Source organism: Flagellimonas flava, from assembly GCF_050617915.1.
Lineage (GTDB): Bacteria > Bacteroidota > Bacteroidia > Flavobacteriales > Flavobacteriaceae > Flagellimonas > Flagellimonas flava_A.
Genome location: NZ_JBODQE010000002.1, coordinates 34,707 through 58,652, shown reverse-complemented (window position 1 = coordinate 58,652; position 23,946 = coordinate 34,707). Strand labels below are relative to the sequence as shown.

At 41.6% G+C, this 23,946-nt stretch carries 25 protein-coding genes; 16 read left to right on the top strand and 9 right to left on the bottom strand.

Annotation, left to right across the window (positions count from 1 at the left end):
* Positions 1-71 precede the first annotated feature (71 nt).
* The 3 genes from ACRHOZ_RS06025 to ACRHOZ_RS06015 all read right to left on the bottom strand — a co-directional run bounded on the left by ACRHOZ_RS06025 (position 72) and on the right by ACRHOZ_RS06015 (position 3,265).
* Positions 72-1,550 (bottom strand): CotH kinase family protein, encoded by a 1,479-nt coding sequence (locus ACRHOZ_RS06025; protein ID WP_431123474.1) that lies wholly within the window; start codon positions 1,548-1,550, stop codon positions 72-74.
* Between the two features lie 187 nt (positions 1,551-1,737).
* Positions 1,738-2,691, bottom strand: a complete 954-nt coding sequence (locus ACRHOZ_RS06020) for a hypothetical protein (RefSeq protein WP_431123472.1) — start codon at positions 2,689-2,691, stop codon at positions 1,738-1,740.
* Positions 2,692-2,836: 145 nt separating this feature from the next.
* Positions 2,837-3,265, bottom strand: a complete 429-nt coding sequence (locus tag ACRHOZ_RS06015; protein ID WP_431123469.1) for a DUF1801 domain-containing protein — start codon at positions 3,263-3,265, stop codon at positions 2,837-2,839.
* 49 nt (positions 3,266-3,314) lie between these two features.
* Between ACRHOZ_RS06015 and ACRHOZ_RS06010 the strand changes: the two genes are divergently transcribed.
* From ACRHOZ_RS06010 to ACRHOZ_RS05980, 7 genes are all read left to right on the top strand, one after another.
* Positions 3,315-4,538, top strand: coding sequence for an acyltransferase family protein (locus tag ACRHOZ_RS06010; RefSeq protein WP_431123467.1), 1,224 nt, complete (start codon positions 3,315-3,317; stop codon positions 4,536-4,538).
* 331 nt (positions 4,539-4,869) lie between these two features.
* Positions 4,870-6,321, top strand: coding sequence for an arginine decarboxylase (locus tag ACRHOZ_RS06005; protein ID WP_431123464.1), 1,452 nt, complete (start codon positions 4,870-4,872; stop codon positions 6,319-6,321).
* 8 nt (positions 6,322-6,329) lie between these two features.
* The gene (gene speB, locus ACRHOZ_RS06000) at positions 6,330-7,274 is read left to right on the top strand and encodes an agmatinase (RefSeq protein ID WP_431123461.1); all 945 of its coding nucleotides are present in this window, start codon (positions 6,330-6,332) and stop codon (positions 7,272-7,274) included.
* Positions 7,264-8,241 carry a deoxyhypusine synthase family protein gene (locus ACRHOZ_RS05995; RefSeq protein ID WP_431123458.1) on the top strand — a complete coding sequence of 326 codons (978 nt, stop codon included), beginning with the start codon at positions 7,264-7,266 and terminating at the stop codon, positions 8,239-8,241. The genes speB and ACRHOZ_RS05995 overlap by 11 nt, the downstream gene beginning before the upstream one ends.
* A gap of 23 nt (positions 8,242-8,264) precedes the next feature.
* Positions 8,265-8,540: a hypothetical protein gene (locus ACRHOZ_RS05990; protein WP_431123455.1), complete on the top strand. Its 276-nt coding sequence runs from the start codon at positions 8,265-8,267 to the stop codon at positions 8,538-8,540.
* A 7-nt stretch (positions 8,541-8,547) separates the two neighbouring features.
* Positions 8,548-9,006, top strand: a complete 459-nt coding sequence (locus tag ACRHOZ_RS05985) for an NUDIX domain-containing protein (protein ID WP_431123452.1) — start codon at positions 8,548-8,550, stop codon at positions 9,004-9,006.
* Positions 8,972-9,385: a VOC family protein gene (locus ACRHOZ_RS05980; protein ID WP_431123449.1), complete on the top strand. Its 414-nt coding sequence runs from the start codon at positions 8,972-8,974 to the stop codon at positions 9,383-9,385. Before ACRHOZ_RS05985 ends, ACRHOZ_RS05980 begins: the two co-directional genes overlap by 35 nt.
* A gap of 18 nt (positions 9,386-9,403) precedes the next feature.
* Here ACRHOZ_RS05980 and ACRHOZ_RS05975 read toward each other — a convergent pair whose 3' ends face one another.
* Positions 9,404-10,372 carry an NAD(P)-dependent alcohol dehydrogenase gene (locus tag ACRHOZ_RS05975; RefSeq protein WP_431123446.1) on the bottom strand — a complete coding sequence of 323 codons (969 nt, stop codon included), beginning with the start codon at positions 10,370-10,372 and terminating at the stop codon, positions 9,404-9,406.
* Between the two features lie 70 nt (positions 10,373-10,442).
* A complete protein-coding gene (locus tag ACRHOZ_RS05970) occupies positions 10,443-11,609 on the bottom strand; it encodes a hypothetical protein (RefSeq protein ID WP_431123443.1) in 1,167 nt (388 codons plus the stop codon).
* A 95-nt stretch (positions 11,610-11,704) separates the two neighbouring features.
* Here ACRHOZ_RS05970 and ACRHOZ_RS05965 point away from each other — a divergent pair, with 95 nt between their 5' ends.
* The gene (locus ACRHOZ_RS05965; RefSeq protein ID WP_431124618.1) at positions 11,705-12,547 is read left to right on the top strand and encodes a 1,4-dihydroxy-2-naphthoyl-CoA synthase; all 843 of its coding nucleotides are present in this window, start codon (positions 11,705-11,707) and stop codon (positions 12,545-12,547) included.
* Positions 12,548-12,568: 21 nt separating this feature from the next.
* Complete coding sequence (locus ACRHOZ_RS05960; RefSeq protein ID WP_431123440.1) at positions 12,569-13,687, top strand: ATP-grasp domain-containing protein; 1,119 nt, start codon at positions 12,569-12,571, stop codon at positions 13,685-13,687.
* A gap of 199 nt (positions 13,688-13,886) precedes the next feature.
* Here the strand turns inward: ACRHOZ_RS05960 and ACRHOZ_RS05955 are convergent, their stop codons facing one another.
* Entirely contained in the window at positions 13,887-15,221 is a 1,335-nt protein-coding gene (locus ACRHOZ_RS05955) for a serine hydrolase domain-containing protein (protein WP_431123437.1), read from the bottom strand.
* Positions 15,222-15,270: 49 nt separating this feature from the next.
* On the opposite strand from ACRHOZ_RS05955, the gene ACRHOZ_RS05950 reads away from it, so the two are divergent.
* The 5 genes from ACRHOZ_RS05950 to ACRHOZ_RS05930 are packed head-to-tail and all read left to right on the top strand — an operon-like array spanning position 15,271 to position 20,218.
* Positions 15,271-16,152: a pirin family protein gene (locus tag ACRHOZ_RS05950; RefSeq protein WP_431123434.1), complete on the top strand. Its 882-nt coding sequence runs from the start codon at positions 15,271-15,273 to the stop codon at positions 16,150-16,152.
* Positions 16,153-16,173: 21 nt separating this feature from the next.
* On the top strand, positions 16,174-17,664 hold the full coding sequence (locus ACRHOZ_RS05945) for an FG-GAP repeat domain-containing protein (protein ID WP_431123431.1): 1,491 nt from the start codon (positions 16,174-16,176) through the stop codon (positions 17,662-17,664).
* Positions 17,657-18,091: a 3D domain-containing protein gene (locus ACRHOZ_RS05940; protein ID WP_431123428.1), complete on the top strand. Its 435-nt coding sequence runs from the start codon at positions 17,657-17,659 to the stop codon at positions 18,089-18,091. Before ACRHOZ_RS05945 ends, ACRHOZ_RS05940 begins: the two co-directional genes overlap by 8 nt.
* An 11-nt stretch (positions 18,092-18,102) precedes the next feature.
* Positions 18,103-18,765 (top strand): peptidoglycan recognition protein family protein, encoded by a 663-nt coding sequence (locus ACRHOZ_RS05935; RefSeq protein ID WP_431123425.1) that lies wholly within the window; start codon positions 18,103-18,105, stop codon positions 18,763-18,765.
* A 1-nt stretch (position 18,766) separates the two neighbouring features.
* Complete coding sequence (locus tag ACRHOZ_RS05930; RefSeq protein WP_431123423.1) at positions 18,767-20,218, top strand: M14 family zinc carboxypeptidase; 1,452 nt, start codon at positions 18,767-18,769, stop codon at positions 20,216-20,218.
* Here the strand turns inward: ACRHOZ_RS05930 and ACRHOZ_RS05925 are convergent.
* Entirely contained in the window at positions 20,215-20,382 is a 168-nt protein-coding gene (locus tag ACRHOZ_RS05925) for a hypothetical protein (RefSeq protein ID WP_161991901.1), read from the bottom strand. The genes ACRHOZ_RS05930 and ACRHOZ_RS05925 overlap by 4 nt on opposite strands.
* Before the next feature lie 164 nt (positions 20,383-20,546).
* Here ACRHOZ_RS05925 and ACRHOZ_RS05920 point away from each other — a divergent pair, with 164 nt between their 5' ends.
* Entirely contained in the window at positions 20,547-21,149 is a 603-nt protein-coding gene (locus ACRHOZ_RS05920; RefSeq protein ID WP_431123419.1) for a 3-keto-disaccharide hydrolase, read from the top strand.
* 14 nt (positions 21,150-21,163) lie between these two features.
* Here the strand turns inward: ACRHOZ_RS05920 and ACRHOZ_RS05915 are convergent, their stop codons facing one another.
* Both ACRHOZ_RS05915 and ACRHOZ_RS05910 read right to left on the bottom strand, forming a co-directional pair.
* Positions 21,164-22,108 carry a 3-keto-disaccharide hydrolase gene (locus tag ACRHOZ_RS05915; RefSeq protein WP_431123416.1) on the bottom strand — a complete coding sequence of 315 codons (945 nt, stop codon included), beginning with the start codon at positions 22,106-22,108 and terminating at the stop codon, positions 21,164-21,166.
* Between the two features lie 70 nt (positions 22,109-22,178).
* Positions 22,179-23,267, bottom strand: coding sequence for a vWA domain-containing protein (locus tag ACRHOZ_RS05910; protein WP_431123413.1), 1,089 nt, complete (start codon positions 23,265-23,267; stop codon positions 22,179-22,181).
* A 180-nt stretch (positions 23,268-23,447) separates the two neighbouring features.
* On the opposite strand from ACRHOZ_RS05910, the gene ACRHOZ_RS05905 reads away from it, so the two are divergent.
* Positions 23,448-23,909 (top strand): (2Fe-2S)-binding protein, encoded by a 462-nt coding sequence (locus tag ACRHOZ_RS05905; RefSeq protein WP_420399588.1) that lies wholly within the window; start codon positions 23,448-23,450, stop codon positions 23,907-23,909.
* The last annotated feature ends 37 nt before the right edge of the window (positions 23,910-23,946 follow it).

Genomic DNA, 23,946 nt, shown 5'->3' with positions numbered 1-23,946 from the left:
TTATTGTTGCTGGCAATTATCAAAAGAAAGCCACTTAGAGTCACTTCATTGTGATTCAATAAGAATCTAAATCAATCCAAATAATCATTGGCTGCGGCAACACGTTCGGTAACATGTGAATTTAGCTCACTAACAGCCGCTTGAAATTCAGAACTATTGTTTAGAAAGGTATAACCCTCAATTTCTGATGTGGCGTAAGGTTCTATCAATGCAGAATAAGTTGCATATTGAGACTGTATGTTGCTTATACTAAAAGCGTCATTGATTATTTCCTGAACGTAAGTGTCATATTTCTCTCTGTAAACAGTATCTTGATATAAATATCCTATCAATGGCCATTCGGATGCATTTAATCCTGAAAAATCCAAAGATAGTGCCCCACCCATTTTACCAGTTTGCAAGGCCTCATTATTGTCCCATGGTATCCATGTCAATTTATTGGTGTCTGGGCTGTTATATAAGTAGTAATTATGAGTCATGAGGCCATAGGTGTCCCAGTTCTGAATTACCGTGTTTACTGCTAGATATTTAAGGAATACATCGGTATCAAAAACGGCTTCCAGATTTTCCCGCCAAGTTGCAGCATCTGTTGTTCTGGAATCGTCATGCAAGATGGAAAGTAATTCAGATACATCTGAAAAATCGGCTTCATCTTCATTGTTTTTCTTAACGTATTCATCTTCATCATAAGTGCCTTCTGCGAAACTGGCCGCATCGCCATCAGGTTTATAAAGGTTGCCGTCATCATCAGAGTAATTTGCTGCTAAAACAGTATCCTCTACATCTTCTACCATGGTGTATACCCCAAAATATGTTGGACCTTCGCCAAAGTCCACGTAAACCGTAAAAAATGCCGTATGCGAACCTGCCAATCCGGCATTTCTAAACACATCTCCTGCTACTTTTTCCCTCAACATTGAGTTGTCGTCAAAATTATTCTTTAAATGCAATTTTTTAAATCCATAAAAACGTTGGTTGTCTATTTGAGGATAATCGTCTTCAAACTCATCAAAATCTAGTTTAAACGATAATTTTAAATTTCCTTGTTGCCAAGTGGATTGCAAACTTGAATTTCCTTTAAAACGAACTCCTACCCTATACCATTCAACTCCATTGTAATATACTTCTGCAGGCACAAAAATTGGGTCTTCGTCAGTATCTATCAATCCACCGCCAACCCCTCCTGAGCCAAAGGCACCATAGGTTTCCGCCATGTCATCTAACATGCTTTGCCAGCGAGCCTCCGTTATTTCAATATCAATGCGTTTTACAGCAAGGTCTTCAAAAACCTCGTCAAAATTGGGGTCCACATCATTACTATGGGTTTCAGTTGTCCAGTCCGTTGCTTCAAAATCTGTATCGTCCACGACCTCTTCCATATCATCTATTACTTGCTCTTCTTCGGCCGATGTAATATTATCATCGTCACTACATGCAAAAAATAACATTCCCATAAATAGAACCAATGAAACTCTAAATTTTACTTTTATTGCAGTTATCCTGTTTCCATTTGCTGATGCCATAGCCCATTTTAAATTTTCTTTTTTCATAATAAATCGATTATACTGTTTAGGTATAGTTAGATGCTTTCCGAAAAAAAAACTTGTGCTTTGGATTAGATAAAAGGGTTGAAAAATTGCTCCTAGCAGGATTGGGGACATATAATAAGTTCACGCTCAGGTGCAGTAGTATCAGATGTTATGCAGAAAATGAATCTGGTACTCGTTAAAAATAGGTCTATTTGATTTCAAAAGTTCTTAACAAACCCTTGGATGTGGGATTGGGAACTTCGGAGATAAGTACGTAGCTACCTGGGTCTAATTGAACGGTAAAATAGCCCGTACGCCCAGCGGGCATATCGTTTACCCCGCCCATAAAAGTGAGCCCCTTGGGTGCTGGCTCCATGAGTCCGGTAGGAGTGGCCCAGTTCATCCAGTTTTCCAGCTCTTCCATATTGGCATCTTCACCAAGCTTAACCAGATTAATGTCGTGACCCACAAAATTTTCATGTACAATCTGATCCACAAAATGTACCGAAAAGGTTTGGAGTCCGCCCACAATGGAATCCTTGGTAAAAATACCGGTGGTACTGGAGATGCTTAAGTTGATATTGGCCTTTAGTTCCTGATTCCCCGATTTTTGCTCTGAGACCACCAAATCCTTGGTCATGCCCATAGAGGTATGGAAAATGCCGTTGCCCATTTTTACGTAGCACTCCAAAATGTAATTGCCTGGCTCTAGATAGAGTGTTGTCTCTGCAGTTTTACCAGGTGATAACAATCCCGTGCCCCCAAGAAATTTAACCTCACTGAACCACTCCGGTAATTGGCCAAAGGCCTCCATGGCCTCATCTGTTTTGCCCTCATTGATAAGCTTCATCCCGGAATCAAATATGGGACCTATCACTTTTTCCGCATCCTCAGCTGTTTTACCTGGAGGATATTTGTCCACTAGGATAAAATGAGTCTGTGGGGATAAATTTTTATACCGAAAAGTGTTCCATCCTGAGCTTATGGTATCCGCCATTTGAAAATCCATGTTCTCCGTAATGACCTCAACCACCTTTCCCATCTCTGCAGGATCGGTAGATGTTTTCTTCTCGGGTTTACAGGACAGACAAAAAAGGGCTAGGTACACCAACAATAATGAAAGTGCCCTATGGGTTCCCATGCCATTTAATAACCTTTTCATGACATCCTTTTAAGTGCTCTGAAGTAGCGACAAGCCTGGTATTCTGACCAAACGTTTAAAAACTAGGGGAACTGTAAGGGATTGCTTACTAAGATAATAAATTTTGTAGACAAAACACTAATATTTAGCCCGTTAAGTTGGGTGATTAAAGGCCTAGAGTTGGTAAATGCTTTACTTTATGATAGTTAAGTGCAGCCTGTATGCAAGCCTTTAATTCTTCGGTAGGTAGCGCGGCGTCAATGGGCAACAAAATAGCCCGATTGCCCTCAAATGCGAAGGTATTGGCAAAAACCAATCGGAAAGTATGCACCAATTTGCTGGTACATTGAAAGTAAAACGCATATTGATTCGGAGACTTGGTTTTCCAATCCATCCGAAGGGTGCTTCCCTGTTTCGTCACAAAACTGGGTTCGCCCCACTTCAGGGTTTCTTCCAAATGGGTAATTCCTTCCACCTCGCTTGCTGCTTCCACTACCAAGGTTCTTAACCCCTGCATTTTTTCCTTTATATCCAAAGGATAATTCTGGATTCTATTTTCAAAATCAGGGTGGGTGGTGACTTTGAGTTTTCCCATATTCAAATCTAATTGAATTTATTGGAAGCGTATATCTATCTCAATATTAATGTCTTCAGGCAACCTTAGCTCGGATTTTTCAGTCTTCAAGATAGAACCAATTCCAATCAACATGGTCAAAAGACTGCACTACATAGACTGGCTACGGGTCATGGCATTTGGTACACTGATCCTTTTTCATTGTGCCGTACCCTTTGTGGAACATTATACTTGGGAAATCAATAACAAAGAGACTTCCCCTTGGATTACCCGTGTTATTTGGTGGCTGCACCAATGGCGTTTGCCTTTGTTGTTTTTTATAGCTGGAGTAGGTGTAAGGTTCTCTTTACGAAAGAGGTCAATCCCTGCTTTTATCGGAGAACGTTTTGTTCGATTGTTCATTCCGTTGGCCTTTGCCATTTTTTTTATCACTCCCTTTCAAGTTTACTTTGAGTGGTTGCAAAAAGGGAGGATTCAGGAGAGGTTCCTGGATTTCTACCCCACCGTCTATGACATAGTTCCCTATCCAGATGGGGCTTTTACTTGGAGCCATATGTGGTTTGTGGCCTATCTATTTGTCTTTACGATACTGCTGCTGCCTATCTTTTCCATGTCCAAGGTAAAATGGTTCGATCGCCTGAAACCTTTTTTCAATGCACTTTTTAAAAGCCCTATTGCCCATTTGGCACTAGCGCTTCCTTTTGTTCAGTATTTTTTTCTCTTGTATATAGATTGGCCAGAGCAGGGCAGTCTCATTAACGATTGGTATGTATTTGTTTCATCCATCACGTTTTACCTGTTTGGATATGTTTTGGGGAATTTGGAAACCTTCTGGCAGACCTGCTTAAAGTACCGTAAGTTTTTTGTGCGAATCGCTTTAGTTTTGGCCGTAATTCTCATTTGGAAATATTTTTGGAACTGGGAGTACAATAAACCCCAAGAACAAGAACAGATTTATGCATTTGGGTTGATGAATGGCTTTCATATCTGGACCATTATTCTGGCTTCTATTGGCTATACCATGAAATACCTGAATTTTGAAAACAAGTATTTGAGCTATTTGAACACCGCGGTCTATCCGTTTTATATTATGCACCAAGCCGTGATAGTTGCCAGCGGGTATTATATTCTGCAATGGGAATTGCCTATAATCGTTAAGCTAATACTATTGATTCTGATTTGCTTGGGGGCCATATGGGTATTGTACCACTATATCATCCGAAATACCATGTTGACGCGTGTGTTATTTGGAATGAAATGGAAGAAGAAAAAGTTGGGGTCGCCCGTTCCCTGATGGAAGTCAAGTTTTTCTGAAAATAGTTCAAAAAATAATTTGGTAATCATTTTTTTTTCTATGTTTACCGAACTAATGAGTCCATTTAAGGACGCATTGCCTTGAGTTTTGAAAACTTTTTTCAAGTTCGGGCTTTTGGGAATAAGGAAGTCTACCCAAAAAGCTGCCTTAGGGATAGGGCGCCGAACAGTTAGGCTGACTTCTGAAATGTTTTCTTCATCTTCAATTTTAAGTTGGCGAAATGCCGGCCAAAGGGGTACAGGTTATTTTGTAATTCGCATTTAGGGATTGGACTTTGTTTCCGATTTCCTTTTACTAATGCGATTTACCAATGAAGACGAAGTATTTAGACTTAATTGAACAGACTTACGATTTTCCGCAAGAGGAATTCCAACTTGTGGATGACAATTTATTTTTTCAAGGGGTAGACCTGATGTCCCTTGCCAGGCGATATGGATCCCCTTTAAAATTTACCTATCTCCCTAAAATTTCCGAAAATATTGGGCGAGCAAAACAATGGTTTGCCAAAGCCATGACCAAATATGGCTACAAAGGCAATTACCATTATGCCTATTGTACCAAAAGCTCGCATTTTCAACATGTGCTTAATGAAGCTTTAAAAAATCAAGTACATATAGAGACATCCTCTGCCTATGACATTGACATTGTGGAACATTTAAAAAGTGAAGGTAAAATTTCCAGTTCTACCTTTATACTCTGCAACGGATTCAAAAGGGGACAATATGTTCAAAAAATGGGGAGGCTTATTAATAATGGTCACGACAACTGTATTCCAATTTTGGACAACTATGAAGAGTTACAGCTCCTGGAAAAAGCCATTGATGGCAAGTTCAAGTTGGGTCTTAGAATAGCTTCTGAGGAAGAGCCCAAATTTGAGTTCTATACCTCTCGACTTGGTATTGGGTATAAAAATATAGTGCCATTTTATAACCAATCCATCAAGGGCAACCCACGGGTAGAACTAAAGATGCTTCACTTTTTTATCAACACTGGGATAAGGGATACTGCCTATTACTGGAATGAACTCTTAAAATGCCTAAAGGTTTACATCAGTCTTAAAAAAATCTGCCCCACTTTGGACAGTTTAAATATTGGGGGAGGGTTTCCCATTAAAAACTCTTTGGCCTTTGAATACGATTATGCCTATATGGTGGATGAAATTGTCCTTCAGATAAAACAAGCCTGTGAGGAAGCCCAAGTGGACGTCCCTGACATTTTCACGGAGTTTGGAAGCTTTACTGTTGGAGAAAGCGGAGGTGCCATTTATGAGGTCATACATCAAAAGCAACAAAATGACCGGGAAAAGTGGAACATGATCAACTCTTCATTTATCACCACCCTGCCAGATTCGTGGGCCATTAGCAAAAGGTTCATTATGCTGGCGGTTAACCGTTGGAATGACGAATATGAAAGAGTGTTATTGGGTGGGCTTACCTGTGATAGTGACGATTATTACAATTCGGAACAGCACATGAACGCTATTTACCTGCCCAGATATGACAGGAACAAACCACTTTATATAGCATTTTTCAACACTGGAGCTTATCAGGAAAGCATTGGTGGATTTGGTGGACTTCAGCATTGCCTGATTCCCCAACCCAAACATATTCTGATAGATAAAAATTCTGAGGGCCACATAGAAACTCGAATATTTAATGAAGAGCAAACGGCGGGCGACTTTCTCACCATCCTAGGATTCAAGCGGCACGGTGTCAGTGAAAATGGGCTGTCAAATGAAGAACAACTGGTATTGAGCCACTAATTACAAATATGCTTAAAAAGATGGACAAAAGAACCTATGCCGGAATTCCCAGTAATTATGCTACCCAGGAGAAGTCCAAGGTAGTGTTGATTCCAGTGGCCTATGATGGTACAAGCACATGGGGCAAAGGAGCAGATAAGGGGCCAGAAGCCTTTTTGGAAGCTTCAGAAAATATGGAATTGTACGATATAGAAACGGAAACCGAGGTCTATAAGGAAGGTATCTATCTTTCGGAAATACTTGAAAACTTTGAGTCTCCGGATGAAATGGTAAAAAGGGTGCACGGTGTGGTCAAGGATTTTCTCTTTAGAAAAAAGATGGTTACCATGGTTGGTGGGGAACATTCTATTTCTATTGGAGCTATCCAAGCCTTTAATGAAACCTACAATGACCTAACGGTGCTCCAGATTGATGCCCACGCCGACTTAAGGAAGGAGTACAATGGTTCCAGATATAACCATGCATGTGCCATGTATGAAGCGTCCAGAACCACTAATCTGATTCAGGTGGGTATTAGAAGCATGGACAGTTCGGAACTTTCTGTAATGAACCAGGAGAATGTCTTTTTTGCCCATGACATGGTAACGGATGAGTTTTGGGTTGACAAGGTTTTGGAATCATTGACCAAGCATGTGTACATCACTTTTGATCTGGACGCGCTGGATCCATCCATTTTGCCATCTACAGGAACACCGGAACCAGGAGGATTGTTTTGGTATGAAACGCTTGATTTTCTAAAAAGGGTTTTTGAAGAAACCGAAGTAGTAGGGTTTGATATTGTGGAACTATGTCCCAATAAACAGGAACGCTCTTCTGATTTTTTGGCGGCTAAACTTTACTATAAAATGCTGAGCTACAAGTTTCTGAATGAACATGGCCTAACGGAAAGGGAATATCGCCCATTGGGCAATTTTGAAGAAATGGAGAGAAAGGAGGAGGATTATGAATACTGATCAGGGAGAAATATCCCGTTTTTTGGACAAATACTTTTTGCATTTCAATGCGGCAGCCCTTGTAGATGCCGCTAAAGGATATAAAGAACAATTGAATAAGGAAGCCAAAATGCTGGTTTCGTTGGCAGGGGCAATGAGCACCGCTGAGTTGGGGAAAACGTTCTCGGAGATGATACGCACAGAAAAGGTGGACATTATATCCTGTACGGGCGCCAATTTGGAAGAGGATGTCATGAATCTTGTTGCCCATTCCCATTACAAAAGAGTGCCCAATTATCGGGATTTGACCCCTCAAGATGAATGGAACCTGCTTGAGAAAGGCCTTAATCGGGTTACCGATACCTGTATTCCGGAAGAGGAGGCGTTTAGGCGCTTGCAAAAACACATTTTTCAATTATGGAAACAGGCAGACGAAAACGGGGAACGGCTTTTCCCTCATGAGTTCATGTATCGTTTATTGCTGTCGGGCGTCTTGGAGAACCATTATGAAATTGATGTTAAGGACTCTTGGATGTATGCAGCGGCCCAGGCCAATCTGCCTATTGTGGTTCCGGGATGGGAGGATAGTACAATGGGGAATATATTCACCAGCTATGTCATGAAAGGTGAGCTTAAAGCCAGTACCATTAAATCTGGTATTGAGTACATGGCCTATTTGGCGGATTGGTATCGAAATAATAGCAAAAAGGGAATTGGATTTTTTCAGATTGGTGGCGGAATAGCAGGGGATTTTCCGATATGTGTGGTGCCCATGCTATATCAGGATATGGAAGAGGAAGATACACCATTTTGGAGCTATTTCTGCCAAATAAGTGATTCAACAACAAGTTACGGCTCCTATTCAGGTGCAGTGCCCAATGAGAAGATAACATGGGGCAAATTGGGTATAGATACTCCAAAGTTTATCATTGAATCCGATGCGACCATAGTGGCCCCATTGATTTTCGCTTATGTATTGAACATGTAGAAACCAACAAACCAGACCAAAAGATGAAAAGAGTAATTGTAGATTATAAAAAATTAAATGAGTCACTACTGAATTTACTGGTGGAAAAGTATCCGGACGGATACGGTGACAGGGACATTATAAGTTTCCGAAATTCAAATGGCGATTGGGTAGAATGCATTGAAGTGCAAACTGAGGATACCACCTATTTGGTAAAAGTAAGCCAACGTTTAACCATGGCCATGGAGGATTTCGAAATGGACACAACCAATGAAGATGCCTTAGGGGTGGACGAATCCAATGCGTTTGAAGAAGAATAAGAACTGCATGAAGAAGTCCAAAGTGGTAAAATCGCGTTTGTTGGCGATTCACCAGTCAAAAGTGATGGTGTTGCAAAAAGTTGGAAAAAAAAGGAAATATACCCTGCCCGGGGGAATCAAAAAAAATTCAGAAACCGAAATACAGGCGCTCATAAGAGAAACCAAAGAGGAAATAGAACTGGATATTGTCGATTTGAATTGCACATTTTTTCTATCCCTTGTTAAAAGCAGTACCGAAGAATTTATTAACCGGAACTATTACTACATACATATGGAGCCTATGGCAATAAATGTCAAGGAAAAGGAAAAATTCAAAAAAGTTCTCTGGTTGAATTGGAAAAAAGCTTTGGAGCATATGGATAGATCGGACCAATTGGCGGTAAAGACCTATTTTAAAAATGTAGCGGATAACTTTCAAAATCATGTAAAATATGGACACAAAATTTCATCTCGCATTGCCATGTAAAAGTATAGAAGAGACCAAGACCTTTTATGTTGAAACCATTGGAGCCGAAATTGGACGCAGTACCGAGAATTGGTTGGACATAAATCTTTTCGGGAATCAACTGACCTTTACACAAACGGGTGATTTTAATTTTGATTTTAAGAACTACAAACTGGATGATTATGTTTTGCCCTCTTTCCATTTTGGGGTAATAGTCTCCGTTGATATATGGGGAAAACTATATGCCCGCTTGTTTCAAATGGATTTGGAGGTAACTACAGAGGCTACTTTTATGCAGGAAAAAAAGGGAGAACACCTTTCTTTTTTTGTTCTTGACCCCAACGGTTTTATGGTTGAATTTAAAAGTTTTAAAAATCCTTCGGAGATTTTTGAATCTTGACCGAAACTTGAGACTCAGCTAAACTAGATCGATCACAATTTTCCCTTTATGTTTTCCTTCGCCAAAATATTGGACCAACCTTGGGATGTCCACAAGGGAATACGGTCCATCAATGGTTGGTTTTAGTTTGTTTTGAACATATAGTTCTGCAATACGTTCCAATCCCAAATTGGCTTTGAGGGCCAATATCTGATATTTTTTTGGACCTAGTTTGGATAAAACCCCTCCCAAAATTAGCAGGTGAACAAGACGACCCAACTTGCCGCCAATGGAAATGTATTTTCCGTTGGGATTTAACGCTCTTCTATACGCGAATGCAGACTGGTGTGTTTTACAGTCTAGAATAACATCGTAACGGCTTCCTGTTTTGGTAAAGTTTTCTTTTTGGTAATCCAAGACATGATCAAACCCTAGTTGTAGCATGGCTTCCAATTTATCGCTGGAATCCACGCCCGTAACTTCGCAGTTTTTAAGTTTGGCCAATTGAAGTCCAAGAGTGCCAACCCCACCGCCACCGCCATTGATTAACACTTTCTGACGTTCTTTTAAGTTTACCTTGTCAAAGGCCTGTAAGGCCAACAAGGAGGCATGGGGGAGGGCAGAAGCTTGCCCAAAATCCATATTGATAGGCATTTTCCTGATTGCATCCGGAGAAAGGCAGATGTATTCGGCAAAACTCCCGAAATTATGTTCTGAAATGTCTCCAAAAACCCTATCTCCAATTTTAAGGTCTTTTACTTGCTCTCCAACTTTGGAAACCACACCCGCCAATTCCATTCCTGGAATACTCTTTTTGGGTTTGAACAGGCCGAACATCAGACGGTACAAATAGGGTTTGCCCGTGGCCACGGCCCAATCATAGTCATTGATGGTGGTGGCTTTTATGTTGATTTGAACCTCATTTGCTTTGGGTAGCGGGGTCTGCACTTCCTGTAGTTGAAGTACTCTTTCTGGATGACCATAAGAAGTTTGAACAATAGCTTTCATGGTGTGCTAAGATCAGAAATTTTACACCAATCCAAAAGCCAATAACATTCTAAAAGTGATTAGGTCCCAATTATTTTATATTCCCACCAACTATCTCAAAACTAAAGGAAGCCCTACCTCCTGTAGCGGTCCAAAAGTTATAAAGGTTCCCCCATGAAGAAGCCGGATTCCCTTGCTTGGCAAAATTCTCCAAATTGGAATTCAAGGTATCCCAGGTATCTTGCGGCACTGCTCCAGTAGACAGTACAACCACAAGCGCTTTAAACTCGGTTTGGGCATTACCGTAGGACGGAACACGATCTCCATGTTCAGCTATGATATTGGAAGCGGTGTAGGTGGTTAGGGCATCTGCGGTAAAAACCCCAAATTCCCCAGTTGAAGCTGGATTTTCAGCTACTATAACGGACTCCAATTCGTCAGGACCAATGAGCCCCATGGCATATAGTTCCAAATTGGCATAGGGTACGGAATTTCCACCGTTGGCCACCGTGCCAAAGCCTACTTCGCCTCCCACACTTCCGCGATATCTGCCGTTGCCCAAGTCCTCAATTTCTTCAAAACCTCCCAATTGGCCACCCACATTGGAGTATCCCCAATGTCCTCCTGCAGCAGTGGGAATGATCCCGTGGTTGGTCCAATAATGTTGGATTTCATGCAAGAATGGGCCATTTCTTATATATTCCGCTCGCGGCATGTGAATAACGGTCTTTAACTTTCCCGAAGACCCAAAGGCAGCAGTGTTGTCCCAAATGTCCCTACCCAATCCCTCAATATCGTTTTGGGCGGGTGTTGACAATCCATAGTACAGGTTGTTGGGCTGGGAGTCCTCTACATTAAGGATGATGATAAAATCAAAGTCATCATTAAAATATTCATAAACCTTATTGGTCACCATTCGCATATCGCCCTCATCCACCAGAAATTTGTTGTATTCACTTTCGGAAAGAATCAAATTAGTGAATTGGTAGGCTTCATCAATGGTGAAACCATCTTCCAAGGTCAGGGTAGATGGAGCCTCAGGTTCTTCCGAGCTATCCGAATCATCTGGGTCGTCCGTATTTTCATTGTTCTCACCAGAGGTGTCCGTCATTTCATTTTCTGCTTCCGTATCGGGCATCACTTCCTCCGTACTACAGGAAATAACAAGAACGGAAAGCATAAAGAAAAGGGTAAAGGCGAAATAAGATTTTGGGGTGTTCATAAGTGTTCCTTTACCTATAGCAACGGATTCTATCAATTCATATTTTAAAGAAGCCAAAGATCTCGATGAAATGCGACGACCACTATCAATATGTCCAATCTATTTATCTTTGGGCAAATCTTTATTGAATGATGAATACACCTAATTGGCAGACGGCCATTGAATTTGAAGATATAACCTATAAAAAGTGCGATGGCGTGGCCCGTATCGCCTTTAACCGCCCCAATGTTAGGAATGCCTTTAGGCCCAAGACTACTAGTGAGCTGTACCAAGCATTTTATGATGCGCAAGAAGACACCTCCATTGGCGTTGTACTACTTTCTGCGGAAGGTCCGTCAACCAAGGATGGAAAATGGGCATTTTGCAGCGGTGGTGATCAAAAAGCACGGGGGCATCAAGGATACGTTGGTGAAGATGGATATCACAGATTGAACATCTTGGAAGTACAACGGCTTATTCGTTTTATGCCCAAGGTGGTAATCGCAGTGGTACCTGGTTGGGCCGTTGGTGGGGGACACAGTCTTCATGTGGTCTGCGATATGAGCTTGGCCAGTAAGGAACATGCCATTTTTAAACAAACCGATGCTGATGTGACCAGCTTTGACGGAGGTTATGGTTCAGCTTATTTGGCCAAAATGGTAGGCCAGAAAAAGGCCCGTGAGATATTCTTTTTAGGAAGAAACTATTCCGCACAGGAAGCTTATGAAATGGGAATGGTAAATGCAGTTGTTCCGCATGATGAATTGGAATCCACTGCCTATGAGTGGGCCCAGGAGGTTTTGGCCAAGTCCCCAACATCTATTAAAATGCTCAAATTTGCCATGAACCTAACGGATGATGGCATGGTTGGACAACAAGTATTTGCTGGGGAAGCCACTCGTTTGGCCTATATGACAGAAGAGGCCAAAGAGGGTAGAAACGCGTTTTTGGAAAAACGAAAGCCCAAATTTGGTAAGAATAATTGGATTCCGTAGACCTACTACCCAAAAATCTTTATGAAGAAAAAGACAGCGGTTTTAATTCCTGATGCCGAAGCAGGGGTCTTTGATAGAATCTTGTATTGCCTAGCTCAATCCAAGGGTATTGAAATCCATATTATAGTCCATGAAAAAAAACAGTTTTATAAGCATTCCCGCTTCATCAAGAGCGTAACCATATGTTCTTCAGAAACAACGAAAGAAGAGCTTCTGCAAAAAATAAATGACCTTTGTGAAAAGCTGGGAATTGATATCATTCTTCCCATACAGGAAGGTTTAATTCACTTTTTATCCTCGAATGAACAGCATTTGCCCAAGAATGTAAAAATTGTTGATTTACCCCCAGCAAACTCCATAAGTACGGTCACCAATAAAATTGCCTTTGCCAAGCATCTGGAGGACCATAACATACCTGCACCTCTTTCCTATGCAACCTCAGATTGTAAATTGCCCGATTATGAAAATTTGCGTTTTCCACTCTTGTTTAAGCCACATGAGGTAACAGAAACCGGGATGGGGAAGGGGATTGTGCTTTTAAAGGAAAAGGGAGCGCTGCAAAAGCTATGTAAACAAGAAACCAAAGATAGTGGGGAGTTTTTGTTTCAGGAGTACATAGCTGGATATGATATTGGCTGTGGGGTGCTATGCAAGGAGGGCGAAATAATTGCGCATACCATTCAAAGAGATATTCTGGGGGACAAACGCAATTTTGCACCGCCCAATGGGATACAAATAATGCATGACCCAGAAGTTTTATCCGTGGTTTCAAGTTTAATGAAATCATTGCATTGGAATGGGGTTGCCCAAATAGACTTGAGATATGACACTTCAAACGACAGAATCTTGGTCATTGAGGTCAATGGGCGCTATTGGTCAACCTTATTGGCGTCTTTGCGCGCTGGTGTCAATTTTCCAAACCTTGCAATTCAGTCGGCCTTGGGCAATGATCTGGGTGAAAAGCAATATAGCGAAATGAATTACTATAATCTTCGGGGATTTAAGTTCAAAATGAGGAAAAAGCCTTTGACCGTTTTGGCATTTAGACACATCTGGAACCATACGCCCATTCGGTATTTCCTTAAAGATCCAATGGTTTTGCTTGCAAAGCTTATGAGTAAGGCAAATTCTGTTGTGTAAGGAGGTAGTGTATAAAACTAAAAAGAGCCTTGCCACTTGGGTCAAGACTCTTTTACGAGAACACTATATGAAAATGAAAAAATTTACTTACGTAATTATTACATGGTAAATGTACCACCAGTGTTCCCGTAAAGGAAATTATTGTTGTGAAGTGCCCTTTTGTTGTGGTTAGCCTGTCTTTTTAGCACATTTCCTCGATTTACTGCACGCTTTTTACGACAGCGGAAAGAAAACCATTAACATCAAACTCTGGCTCTTCTGCCAGGCCAGTGCGAACAACAACAAGGTCTTTGGATGGAATCATAAATACATATTGCCCTTGATATCCATTACAGGAAAACAGATCCCTGGGTACATCGGGATACTTCCCTCCAGCATTCAACCAAAAATGCGCTCCGTACTGATCTTCAGAATGTATAGTGGGTTTGGTGATGTAATCCACCCACCCTTCATCAAAAATTTGCTCACCATTCCAATGCCCCCTGTCCAAATACAATTGGCCAAACCGACCCCAGTCCCTGGTATTGGCCCAGGAATAGGATGAACCGACGTAGTTCCCGGCAATATCAGCTTCCAAGACCATGGAGTGCATCCCAATTTTGTCTATAAAGGCTTCGTAGGGAAAGTTCAGGTACTCTTGATGGCTTCTAAATTGTTGGCGCAAAATCCCTGAGAGTAGGTTGGAAGTCCCTGAAGAATAATTCCAAACCTCTGTAGGTGGAGCAACCAAAGGTTTTTCTCGTTGGGCCAAGGTCATATCACTTTCCAAGAACAACATTTTGGTTACGTCAGAAATTTTGGAGTAATCCTCGTCCCATTCCAATCCACTTTGCATCCGCATCAGATGGTTTAAGGTAATTTCTTTGCGATTGTCCTTTTCCCATTCTGTTATGGGAGCAGGCCAAGCCATTTCCAATTTCCCCTGATGTTCTAAAACTCCGTAGCAAGTGGCCAGCACGCTCTTGGTCATGGACCATCCTAAAATTGGAGTGTCCTTTGTAAAACCCTCTACATACTTTTCGGCAATCAAATGCCCTTTGTAGAGAATCAGCAACGTTCTTGTTTTTTGAACCTCGGGATCACCAAAGGCCATCGCTATTGCTTGGTTGAGCTGGTCCTGGTTAATTTCAGCAAAAACTGAATCTAACGGAGCTGCCTGCCCATAAGGATAAGGAATGGTATCCTGTGGTTGTGTTCTGGTGGGTTTGAAGTTGGAGGCGTTCGGGTCATAGTCATCATTTACCAAGACTGTGCCCAAGCCTTCCCTGTACACAGATTTGCGCTCCATTAGCCCATATACCGAAGAACTGGCAGATTTTTCCTGCGTGTCCACCTCCGTATTGGCCAATTTGATCAGGGGTACATTGTTGTCGTTTTGAGTAATGGAGGCAGCAGACCTTTCAGCCACAAACACACTGGATGCCATATTCTTGGATGCATAACCAGAGATAATGTTCAATTTGGGATAATTGAGGTATACAACTACGCCGATCATTAGGAGTAGCAGTATCAAAATGCGCTTAAGTAGTTTCATGATTGAGATTTATCGTAAATTTCTGGAACTAAATATAAACATTTACTATATGTCCAACATAGGGATGATCATTGAAGAAAGAAGTCGTGATATTGGCGACTTTTTGGTGGGGAGATTAATACCATTTCGCAAGAAAAGAATGATTGGCCCCTTTATTTTTATTGATCATATGGGGCCTACAACGCTTGGACCAACCAAATATATGGATGTGGACCAGCATCCGCATATAGGGCTTTCCACCTTGACCTATCTTTTTGATGGGGAAGTCATGCATCGGGATAGTATAGGTACAGAACAGCTGATTCAACCAGGTTCGGTCAATTGGATGACTGCAGGAAGCGGGGTGTCGCACACGGAGCGTACTCCTTCGCATCTTAGAAATGGAAACACTTTTTTGGCCCAAGGATATCAGATTTGGGTGGCTTTGCCCCAACATTTGGAGGATATGGATCCCGTTTTTCATCATATTCCCAATAATGAACTTCCCAAATGGACGGAAGGCTCTGCAGAATTCACTTTGGTTGCAGGGGAGGGCTATAACAGAAAGTCGCCAGTGCCCACCTATTCCCCCTTGTTTATGGTGGAAATAAAGACCAAAGAAGCATTTGAATTGAATGTAAATGGAAAGCTTAAGGGAGAAATTGGAATTTGCATTGATAAGGGAAGCATTGAAGCCTGCGGAGAACAAGTGGGGAAAGGCAACATTCTGGTGAGCAAGGTTGAAGACACCTGTAATATTGTCGTAGCCCCGAATTCGCATTTGTTGTTGTTTGGTGGACAAGCCTTTCCTGAGGAAAGACATATCTATTGGAATTTTGTTTCCTCCGGTAAAGAAAAAATCAATGCCGCAAGATCGGCTTGGGCGAACAGAACCTTTCCCATGATGCCCAATGATAATACCTATGTACCCTTGCCCAAGCACGGGTTCTAAATTGCAAATCAAGCATAGTAAATGACCAGCATTCGAAAAGCGCTCCAGTTCACACCAATTTTGTTTTCAGTTTGTTTTATATTTCATTCCTGCGCCCCTGAAAAACCCAAAAGGGAGGAGGTGTTGTACCAGCAATACTGTGCCAGTTGCCATATATTGCCCAAAATTGAACACTTACCCAAGGATATATGGAAAAATGGTGTGCTCCCCGATATGCTTGCGAGAATGGAAATTGAAGAGATGCATCGAGGTCCCAACCAAGTGCAGTCAGGATTTCGCCCTAAAATCAAATTGGCGGATTGGATTTCATTGGAAAAATATATCGTTGAAATGGCACCCGAAGAGCTGGAGCCCACTAAAAATCCACCTTCGGAATTTCTGGATTCGTTCGAACCAAGAACGCTTGCCTTGGATGGACAAAATGGGGCATTGATTTCTTATTTGCAGGCCTCAGAAGGTGGAAATCAGATTTTTTACGGGGATATCCAAGGGCACTTAAATGCGTATGACTTTCAAAGTCAAAATATTGACACTTTATTTAATGGAAGTACGCCCGTAACCTGGTATAACCAGAGCGATTCCCTGGCAATCATTACGGAAGTTGGGATCCTTGACCCCTCTGAGCAGGAACACGGCAAGCTCATTTCCAAAAAAAATGGAGAGGTAAAATCCATCAATCATGTGTTGCATAGACCTGTGCATACCCTAATGGAAGATTTGGACGGTGATGGCACAGTTGAAATGGTGGTCAGTGAATTTGGTGATGAAACGGGACAGCTGTCCATCTTGATGCAAGAGGAATCGGGCAAATACAAAAAACAGACCTTGCTTAACCAGCCAGGTTGTATTCGTACCCTCTGCAAGGATATGGACAAGGACGGAAAATTGGATTTGATTACCCTTACTTCCCAAGGAAACGAAAGTATTACCATACTGTATCAAACGGAAAACTTGCAGTTTAGGGCAGAAAAGGTGCTTGAGTTCAGCCCAGTATACGGCAGTAGTTGGTTTGAGTTGGCGGATTACAATAAGGATGGCTATAACGATATTATCACCGTTAACGGAGACAATGCGGACAAGTCCTATGTTCACAAACCCTATCATGGTATGCGAATCCACCTAAATGATGGAACAAACTCATTTTCTGAAGCCTTTTTTTATCCTTTATATGGCGCTACCAGGGTGTTGGCCCGGGACTTTGATCAGGATGGGGATTTGGATTTTGGATTGATCAGTAGCTTTCCGGATTATGAAAATGCGCCTGAACTCTCTTTTGTTTATTTGGATAACCTGGATGCAACTACTTTTGATTTTTCCACTAAGACCATTAAAGAACCAAACGTAGGTCGCTGGTTCTTGATGGATGCCTTGGATACGGATCAAGACGGAGATGAGGATATTGTTTTGAGTAGCTTTACCTATGTTTTCACCCCGGTTCCGGAAATTTTGTCCAAGCAATGGGAGGAAAACAACGTTGACCTGCTTGTTCTGGAAAACAAATTGATTGAATAAGTTCCAATACATATTAGGTATTTTAGTGGTTGTTGGATGCTATGGATGTGCCCAACCCGTAAAGGAGGAAAAGGTGGTCGATAACTATCAATGGTATGGTCATGAAGTGGTTGTTTCCGCTTACAATTCAGTGTCCTGGCAAACCGAAGGCAATCCCAATATTGCAGCTTGGGGTGACACCCTAAAACCGGGTATGAAGTGTATTGCGGTTTCTAGGGATTTACTTAAAATTGGACTAAAACACAACACCATGGTGTTGATAGATACTTTTCCGGACACTTTTTATGTAAAAGATAAAATGCACCGAAGGTGGAAGAACAGGATTGATATTTACATGGGAAACGACATTGGAAAAGCAAGGCAATGGGGAAAACAACGCCTGAATATATGCTATGCCATTAGTGCAGATTCATCCAATCAAAATTAAAATTGAACCAAATGGGTAAAAAAATTGGACTATTGATTTTGGCAGTGGTATTCAATGCCTGCTCTGCTACAAAGGAAATTAAGGATAAACCAATTGTTTTTAATGAGGAACGGATAGCCCTCACCAAAGAATATTTGAAACAACGCTATAATTTGGAGCAGGACATACCCGAAATTGTCCCAAAAATGATTGTGCTCCATTGGACGGCCATCCCAACATTACAGGGCTCTTTTGAGGCATTTGAAAATCCGACCTTACCTAACTGGAGACCGGATATTAAAGGCGTAAGCGGGTTGAATGTCTCCACCCAGTTTTTGATTGATAGGGATGGGACCATTTACAGATTGATGGATGAAACCACCATGGCCAGGCATGTCATTGGACTTAACCATTGCGCCATTGGCGTGGAAAATGTAGGGGGTACTGCAGAAACTCCTTTGACCAAGGAACAGTTGAAGTCCAATATTTATTTGGTTGAGTATTTGGCAGGCAAATACAACATTGATTACCTCATTGGTCACTATGAATACACCCTTTTTGAAAATCACCCCTTATGGTTGGAAGTGGATGACGGTTATCGTACCGAAAAAACGGATCCTGGAACTGATTTTATGGAAAAGGTACGTAAGGCCACAAAAAAATTTAATTTTAAACCCGTTCCCACAAAACAATAATATGTTAAGAATTATTGCTGTTGTCTTAATTTGGTTTCTAGGCTTCAATTGCCAAGCCCAAGAAACTATCACCTCCAAACTTTACGAAACCTACGAAACCTACAAAGAGCCCACGCTTAACAAGAGACGAATTAAGTATAATCAATTACAGCCACTGATTCAAAGGTTTGAAGCCAATCCAAAATTTGAGGTTCAAAAAGTAGGGGAGTCCATTGAAGGGCGGGATTTAAAGCTAATTAGTATTGGAAGCGGCGATCAAAACATTTTTTTATGGTCCCAAATGCACGGCGATGAGCCCACGGCCACCCAGTCCATTTTTGATATTTTGAATTTTCTGGACGCCCGTGATTTTAAAGATGAAAAGCAAGAGATTTTATCGAAACTGAAACTTCACTTTTTGCCCATGCTCAATCCAGATGGGGCGGAGGTTTATCAAAGACGCAATGCATTGGGAATCGATATCAATAGGGATGCCTTGCGATTGCAATCTCCCGAAGGACGCACCTTAAAACGGATCAGGGATAGCTTGGATGCCAAGTTTGGTTTCAATTTGCATGATCAAAGCACCTATTATAATGCAGAACTAACGGACAAGCCAGCTACCATTTCCTATTTGGCAACGGCCTATAATTATGAAAAAGACATCAATGAAGTGCGTTCCAACGCCATGAAAGTCATTGTGTATATGAACAACATCATCCAAAACTATGCTCCTGGGCAAGTTGGACGTTATAGCGACGATTTTGAACCACGGGCATTTGGGGACAATATCGCCAAATGGGGCACCAGCTTAATTTTAATTGAATCCGGAGGTTATCGCAATGATGTGGAAAAACAGGAAATCCGAAAACTAAACTATGTTTCCATTTTGTCGGCCTTGTACACCATAGCCAAAGAAAGCTATGTGGACATCCCCATTGAAGATTACGAAAAGATTCCAAGAAATGACCGCAAACTGTTTGACTTAAAGTTGGAAAATGTGACCTACAAGCTCATGGGCAACGATTATATTTTGGATTTAGGTATTCATCGACGGGAAGTGGACTTGGAAGGACATCAAGACTTCTACTACAAAAGCATGATTGTAGATCAAGGGGACCTTTCCACCTATTATGGGTACGAAACTTTTGATGCATCCGGATATACTATAGTACCGCCCAATGTTTTTCAGGGTGAACCCAAAAATCTTGGGGGTATTTTGGGTGCGTTAAAGCAGGGGATCGGATATCTGTCGTCCAACAAAATAAGTTCCAATGCCTTCACAAGTGAACCCATCAACCAAATTCAATTGGGATATCAATTGCCAAGTTTTAAATTGGCGGTGGGACAAAACCCGACGTTCTTCTTGGAAAAGGAAGGTGTCATCACGCATGCCGTGATCAATGGATTCTTGCTGGATTTATCCCAGGATTTGGAGCATCAGAATTTTGGAAACGGTTTAATGTATCGTTAGTATCCAAACTGGATATTGGTTTCCGATCCGTATCTCAATAGCAGTACAAGCATGATGAACAGGGTACAAACAATGGAAGCAAACAAGGAGAGCACCATTCCCTGAAATCTTTTGGAAAATGGGCCAATAGCGCTATTTCTGATTATTTCTTTTACTACATCCATGACATTTTGTTTGAGTTAAACTTCTTCTTAGTTATTGGGATGCAATTAGTTGTTGTCTGTATAAATAGAACAACTGTTGGTCTAAAAACCCTACCCCCAAAAGCGTATTGCTTGCCTAAATTCCTACCTTCAAGCCTTCAATGCTATAAACTGAATTCAAAATCATGAGAAATTACACTTTGTTATTTGCCCTACTGTTTGCCTGCTTTATTGGAAATTCCCAGCAGCAAACCATTGACCTTTTCAATGGGGAAAACCTGGATGGATGGGTCAATCATGGATCCGAAAAATGGTATGTTGAAAATGGATTGTTGGTATGCGAAAGTGGGCCAAAAGCTGAATATGGGTATCTAAGTACGGAGCAAAACTATAAGAATTTTGAGCTTACGCTTGAGTTCAAGCAAGAAAGTGATGGTAACAGCGGTGTTTTTATTCGCTCTACGTTTGAAGGAACCAAGGTTTCTGGTTGGCAGGTAGAAGTAGCGCCACCAAACAAACATACAGGAGGTATTTATGAATCCTATGGTCGTGGTTGGTTGATTAAGCCGGATGCAGAAAAGGAAAAGGCCTTAAAAATGGGGGAATGGAATACCTTAAAAATAGTTGCTAACGGCCCAAGCGTTACTTCCTGGCTCAACGGAGTTGAAATGGTTCATATTTCCGACGAAAAAATTGGTCAGGGGGAAGGAGCGGTAGCCCTTCAAATCCATGACGGTGGGGGTATCAAAGTAAAATGGAGAAATATTAAGCTTAAGGCATTAAAATAAAACTTCAGATTTAATTAATAATCTAAAGTCTTAACAGGGGCCACCTTAAAACTGCGGAATTCAACCGGGCCATGATCACCCTGGATCATAATCGGCCCGGGTTCCCATTCCCTACTATCTAGGGCTCCACCGGTGATACCGGGAATCGTTTGATCACTGATAATAGTTTTACCATTGGCCACAATGGTCACCCGTCTGCCAATTAAGGTTATGTCATAGGTCTGCCATTCATTGGCAGGTTTGGCCGCATTTTCATTGGGTTCCAAAAACCCATAGATTCCACCAAAATAGATATCGGAAGGCTCCAATCCGGCATTGTCGGCAATTTGTACTTCGTACCTACCACGAAGGTAGATTCCGCTGTTACTTCCTTCAGGGAAACGGAATTCTGCATGTAATTTAAAATCGCCGAATTTCTGGTCACTTATCAAATTGGCGCCAGCTTGTGGACTGGTAAGAATTCCATTTTTGATTACCCATTGGTTTTCACCATCAGTGTGCCATCCATCCAAGTTTTCACCATTAAACAACGCTATGGGTTCATCCCATTCTGGATTGGCGTTATGGGGTAGTTTTGGAGATTTAACTCCCTTCCATGAATGCACAGAGCCATCCGTATAGGTCATTGTTCCACTTAAAGCGTTTCCATCCAATTTCCCTTCAATTTTCATGTCTTGCCCCTCGGGTTCCCATTGACGGGGAATCACGAATGAAAATCCGTTGTCCTTGGTAACCACTTCAGCAATAGGCCTGGCACTTCCGTTGTAGGATACATACCTACCTATCAAAGTAGCCACCCCAGACTTTCTTATCTCCAACCAAGAAGGAACGGTTTTACCGTTGAACTCCACTTCCAAATCCCATCTTCCTTCCAAGGGGTTTGCTTTTTGGGCGAATGTTAGTGATGAGAGCAGTAGGGCAACACTTAGGACAGCCCATCGATTAGAGATAGAAATCATGATATAAAATTTTAGTGAAGCGAAAGATACAGATAAATCAGAATCCGTAAGTCCGAAGTCTTTCAAAAAACTATTCACATCCTCCAGTGAACCCAGTGGCACTGAATTTGGTTTGCACGGCACCTTGAAGCCCGGAATGTGTCAATTGAATTACCAAATTGTTATCTCCACTTCCATCTCGCTTAGGGGTGCAGTATTCAAATAAATAAAAGCTATTGGCCTGTTCTGATACTCGCTGCGAAATTTGGGTGAAAGTGGCCTCCAATTCTTCCTTATTCCCTGCAAAAACACTAGCTGTGCGTCCAATATCCGTTAAAACTTCGGTGTCAATTTCAGCACCAAGACCAATGGTAAAGAAAGAAATATTCCGATCCGCATCAGTAACTGCCTTTAAAGCTGCTTGCTCCGTATACCGGGACGCCTGATCCGTTCCATCCGTAAAAATGACCACGGACGCAGCTCCAATTACACTTTGTTGGTTGTTGGCTTGAATCAACTCTTCTGCTTTACCTGTAGCTTTTATGACCGCTCCATATAAATCCGTTGAAGGATCGTTGCTGATATCAGTGGTAATGCCTGAAATGGCAGTGACCAATTCAGCGGATGAAGAGGTAAGGTCGTTGAGCAAATGCAATTCATCCTCCCCATCAAACCAATAGATTCCCATTTTAAACGAATCTGTTTCGGGGCTCGGCATTACATTATTTATAAAACTTGTTGAAGCCGATTTAAGCTCCTCGAGACTGTTTTCAAGAACACTATTGCTCAAATCCAAAATCAACAAGGTGTTGTTGCTGAATACTTGGGAATTTGGAGAGATACGCGCCAAGGACTCCGAAGATGAAATCGTATTGAAGCAATCGTCATTGCGCCCCTGTTCATAGATGGTAAACTGATTGGCCTCCAATCCCGAAATGGGATTTCCAAGCACATCGGATACCCTAAATAATATAGAGACCTTACCAGGTAAGGTGGTAAATTGATCCTGGATGGACAACAATAGTTCATTGTCTTCAAAACCCAAGCAGTTGTCAGGCTCCTGGCCAAGCCCCAATTCTTGATGGTTGATGTCAAAACTGACATCGTCATCGGCATTTCCGCAAGATGCGATCAACAAAACAAAAAGGTAAACAGGAAAAATCTTGAAAGGAATTTTCATTTTCAAAAGTTTGAGGTTCTGATTGCTTAACGCACAAATAGCATGAAAATTATTTTCAAATTGCTCATAACCATTAAAGAAAAGTTAAAAAAAGTGCGTTCCTGTTAAAAAAAAACCAGTCCATTCAATTTTTGGTAACTTCAACTGAATCTTTCTAATATCAATCAATACAATTAAACTATGCCAACGTATCAAATTAAAGTAAACGGGGAGTCCAAAACAGTGGATGTAGCCGAGGACACTCCAGTATTGTGGGTGCTCAGGGATCATCTCGATCTAGTGGGCACAAAATATGGTTGTGGAATAGGGCAGTGCGGTGCTTGTACAGTTCATGTAGATGGAACCGCCATGCGAAGTTGTTCCTTGACCCTTGCCCAAGTGGATGGAAAGTCCATTACCACTATCGAAGGACTATCCGAGGATGGATCGCATCCTGTACAGCAAGCCTGGAAAGAAGTGGATGTACCACAATGTGGCTATTGTCAAGCAGGTCAGATCATGACCGCAACAGCCTTTTTGGAAAACAACCCAAATCCAACGGAAGAGGAAGTTAAAAATGCCATGCACGGAAACATTTGCAGATGTGCTTCTTACACCCGAATCAAGAAAGCGGTTTTGACTGCTGCCGAGAACATGGGCTGATTCCAACACAACGTAAACCACCTCTAAAAACATCAAA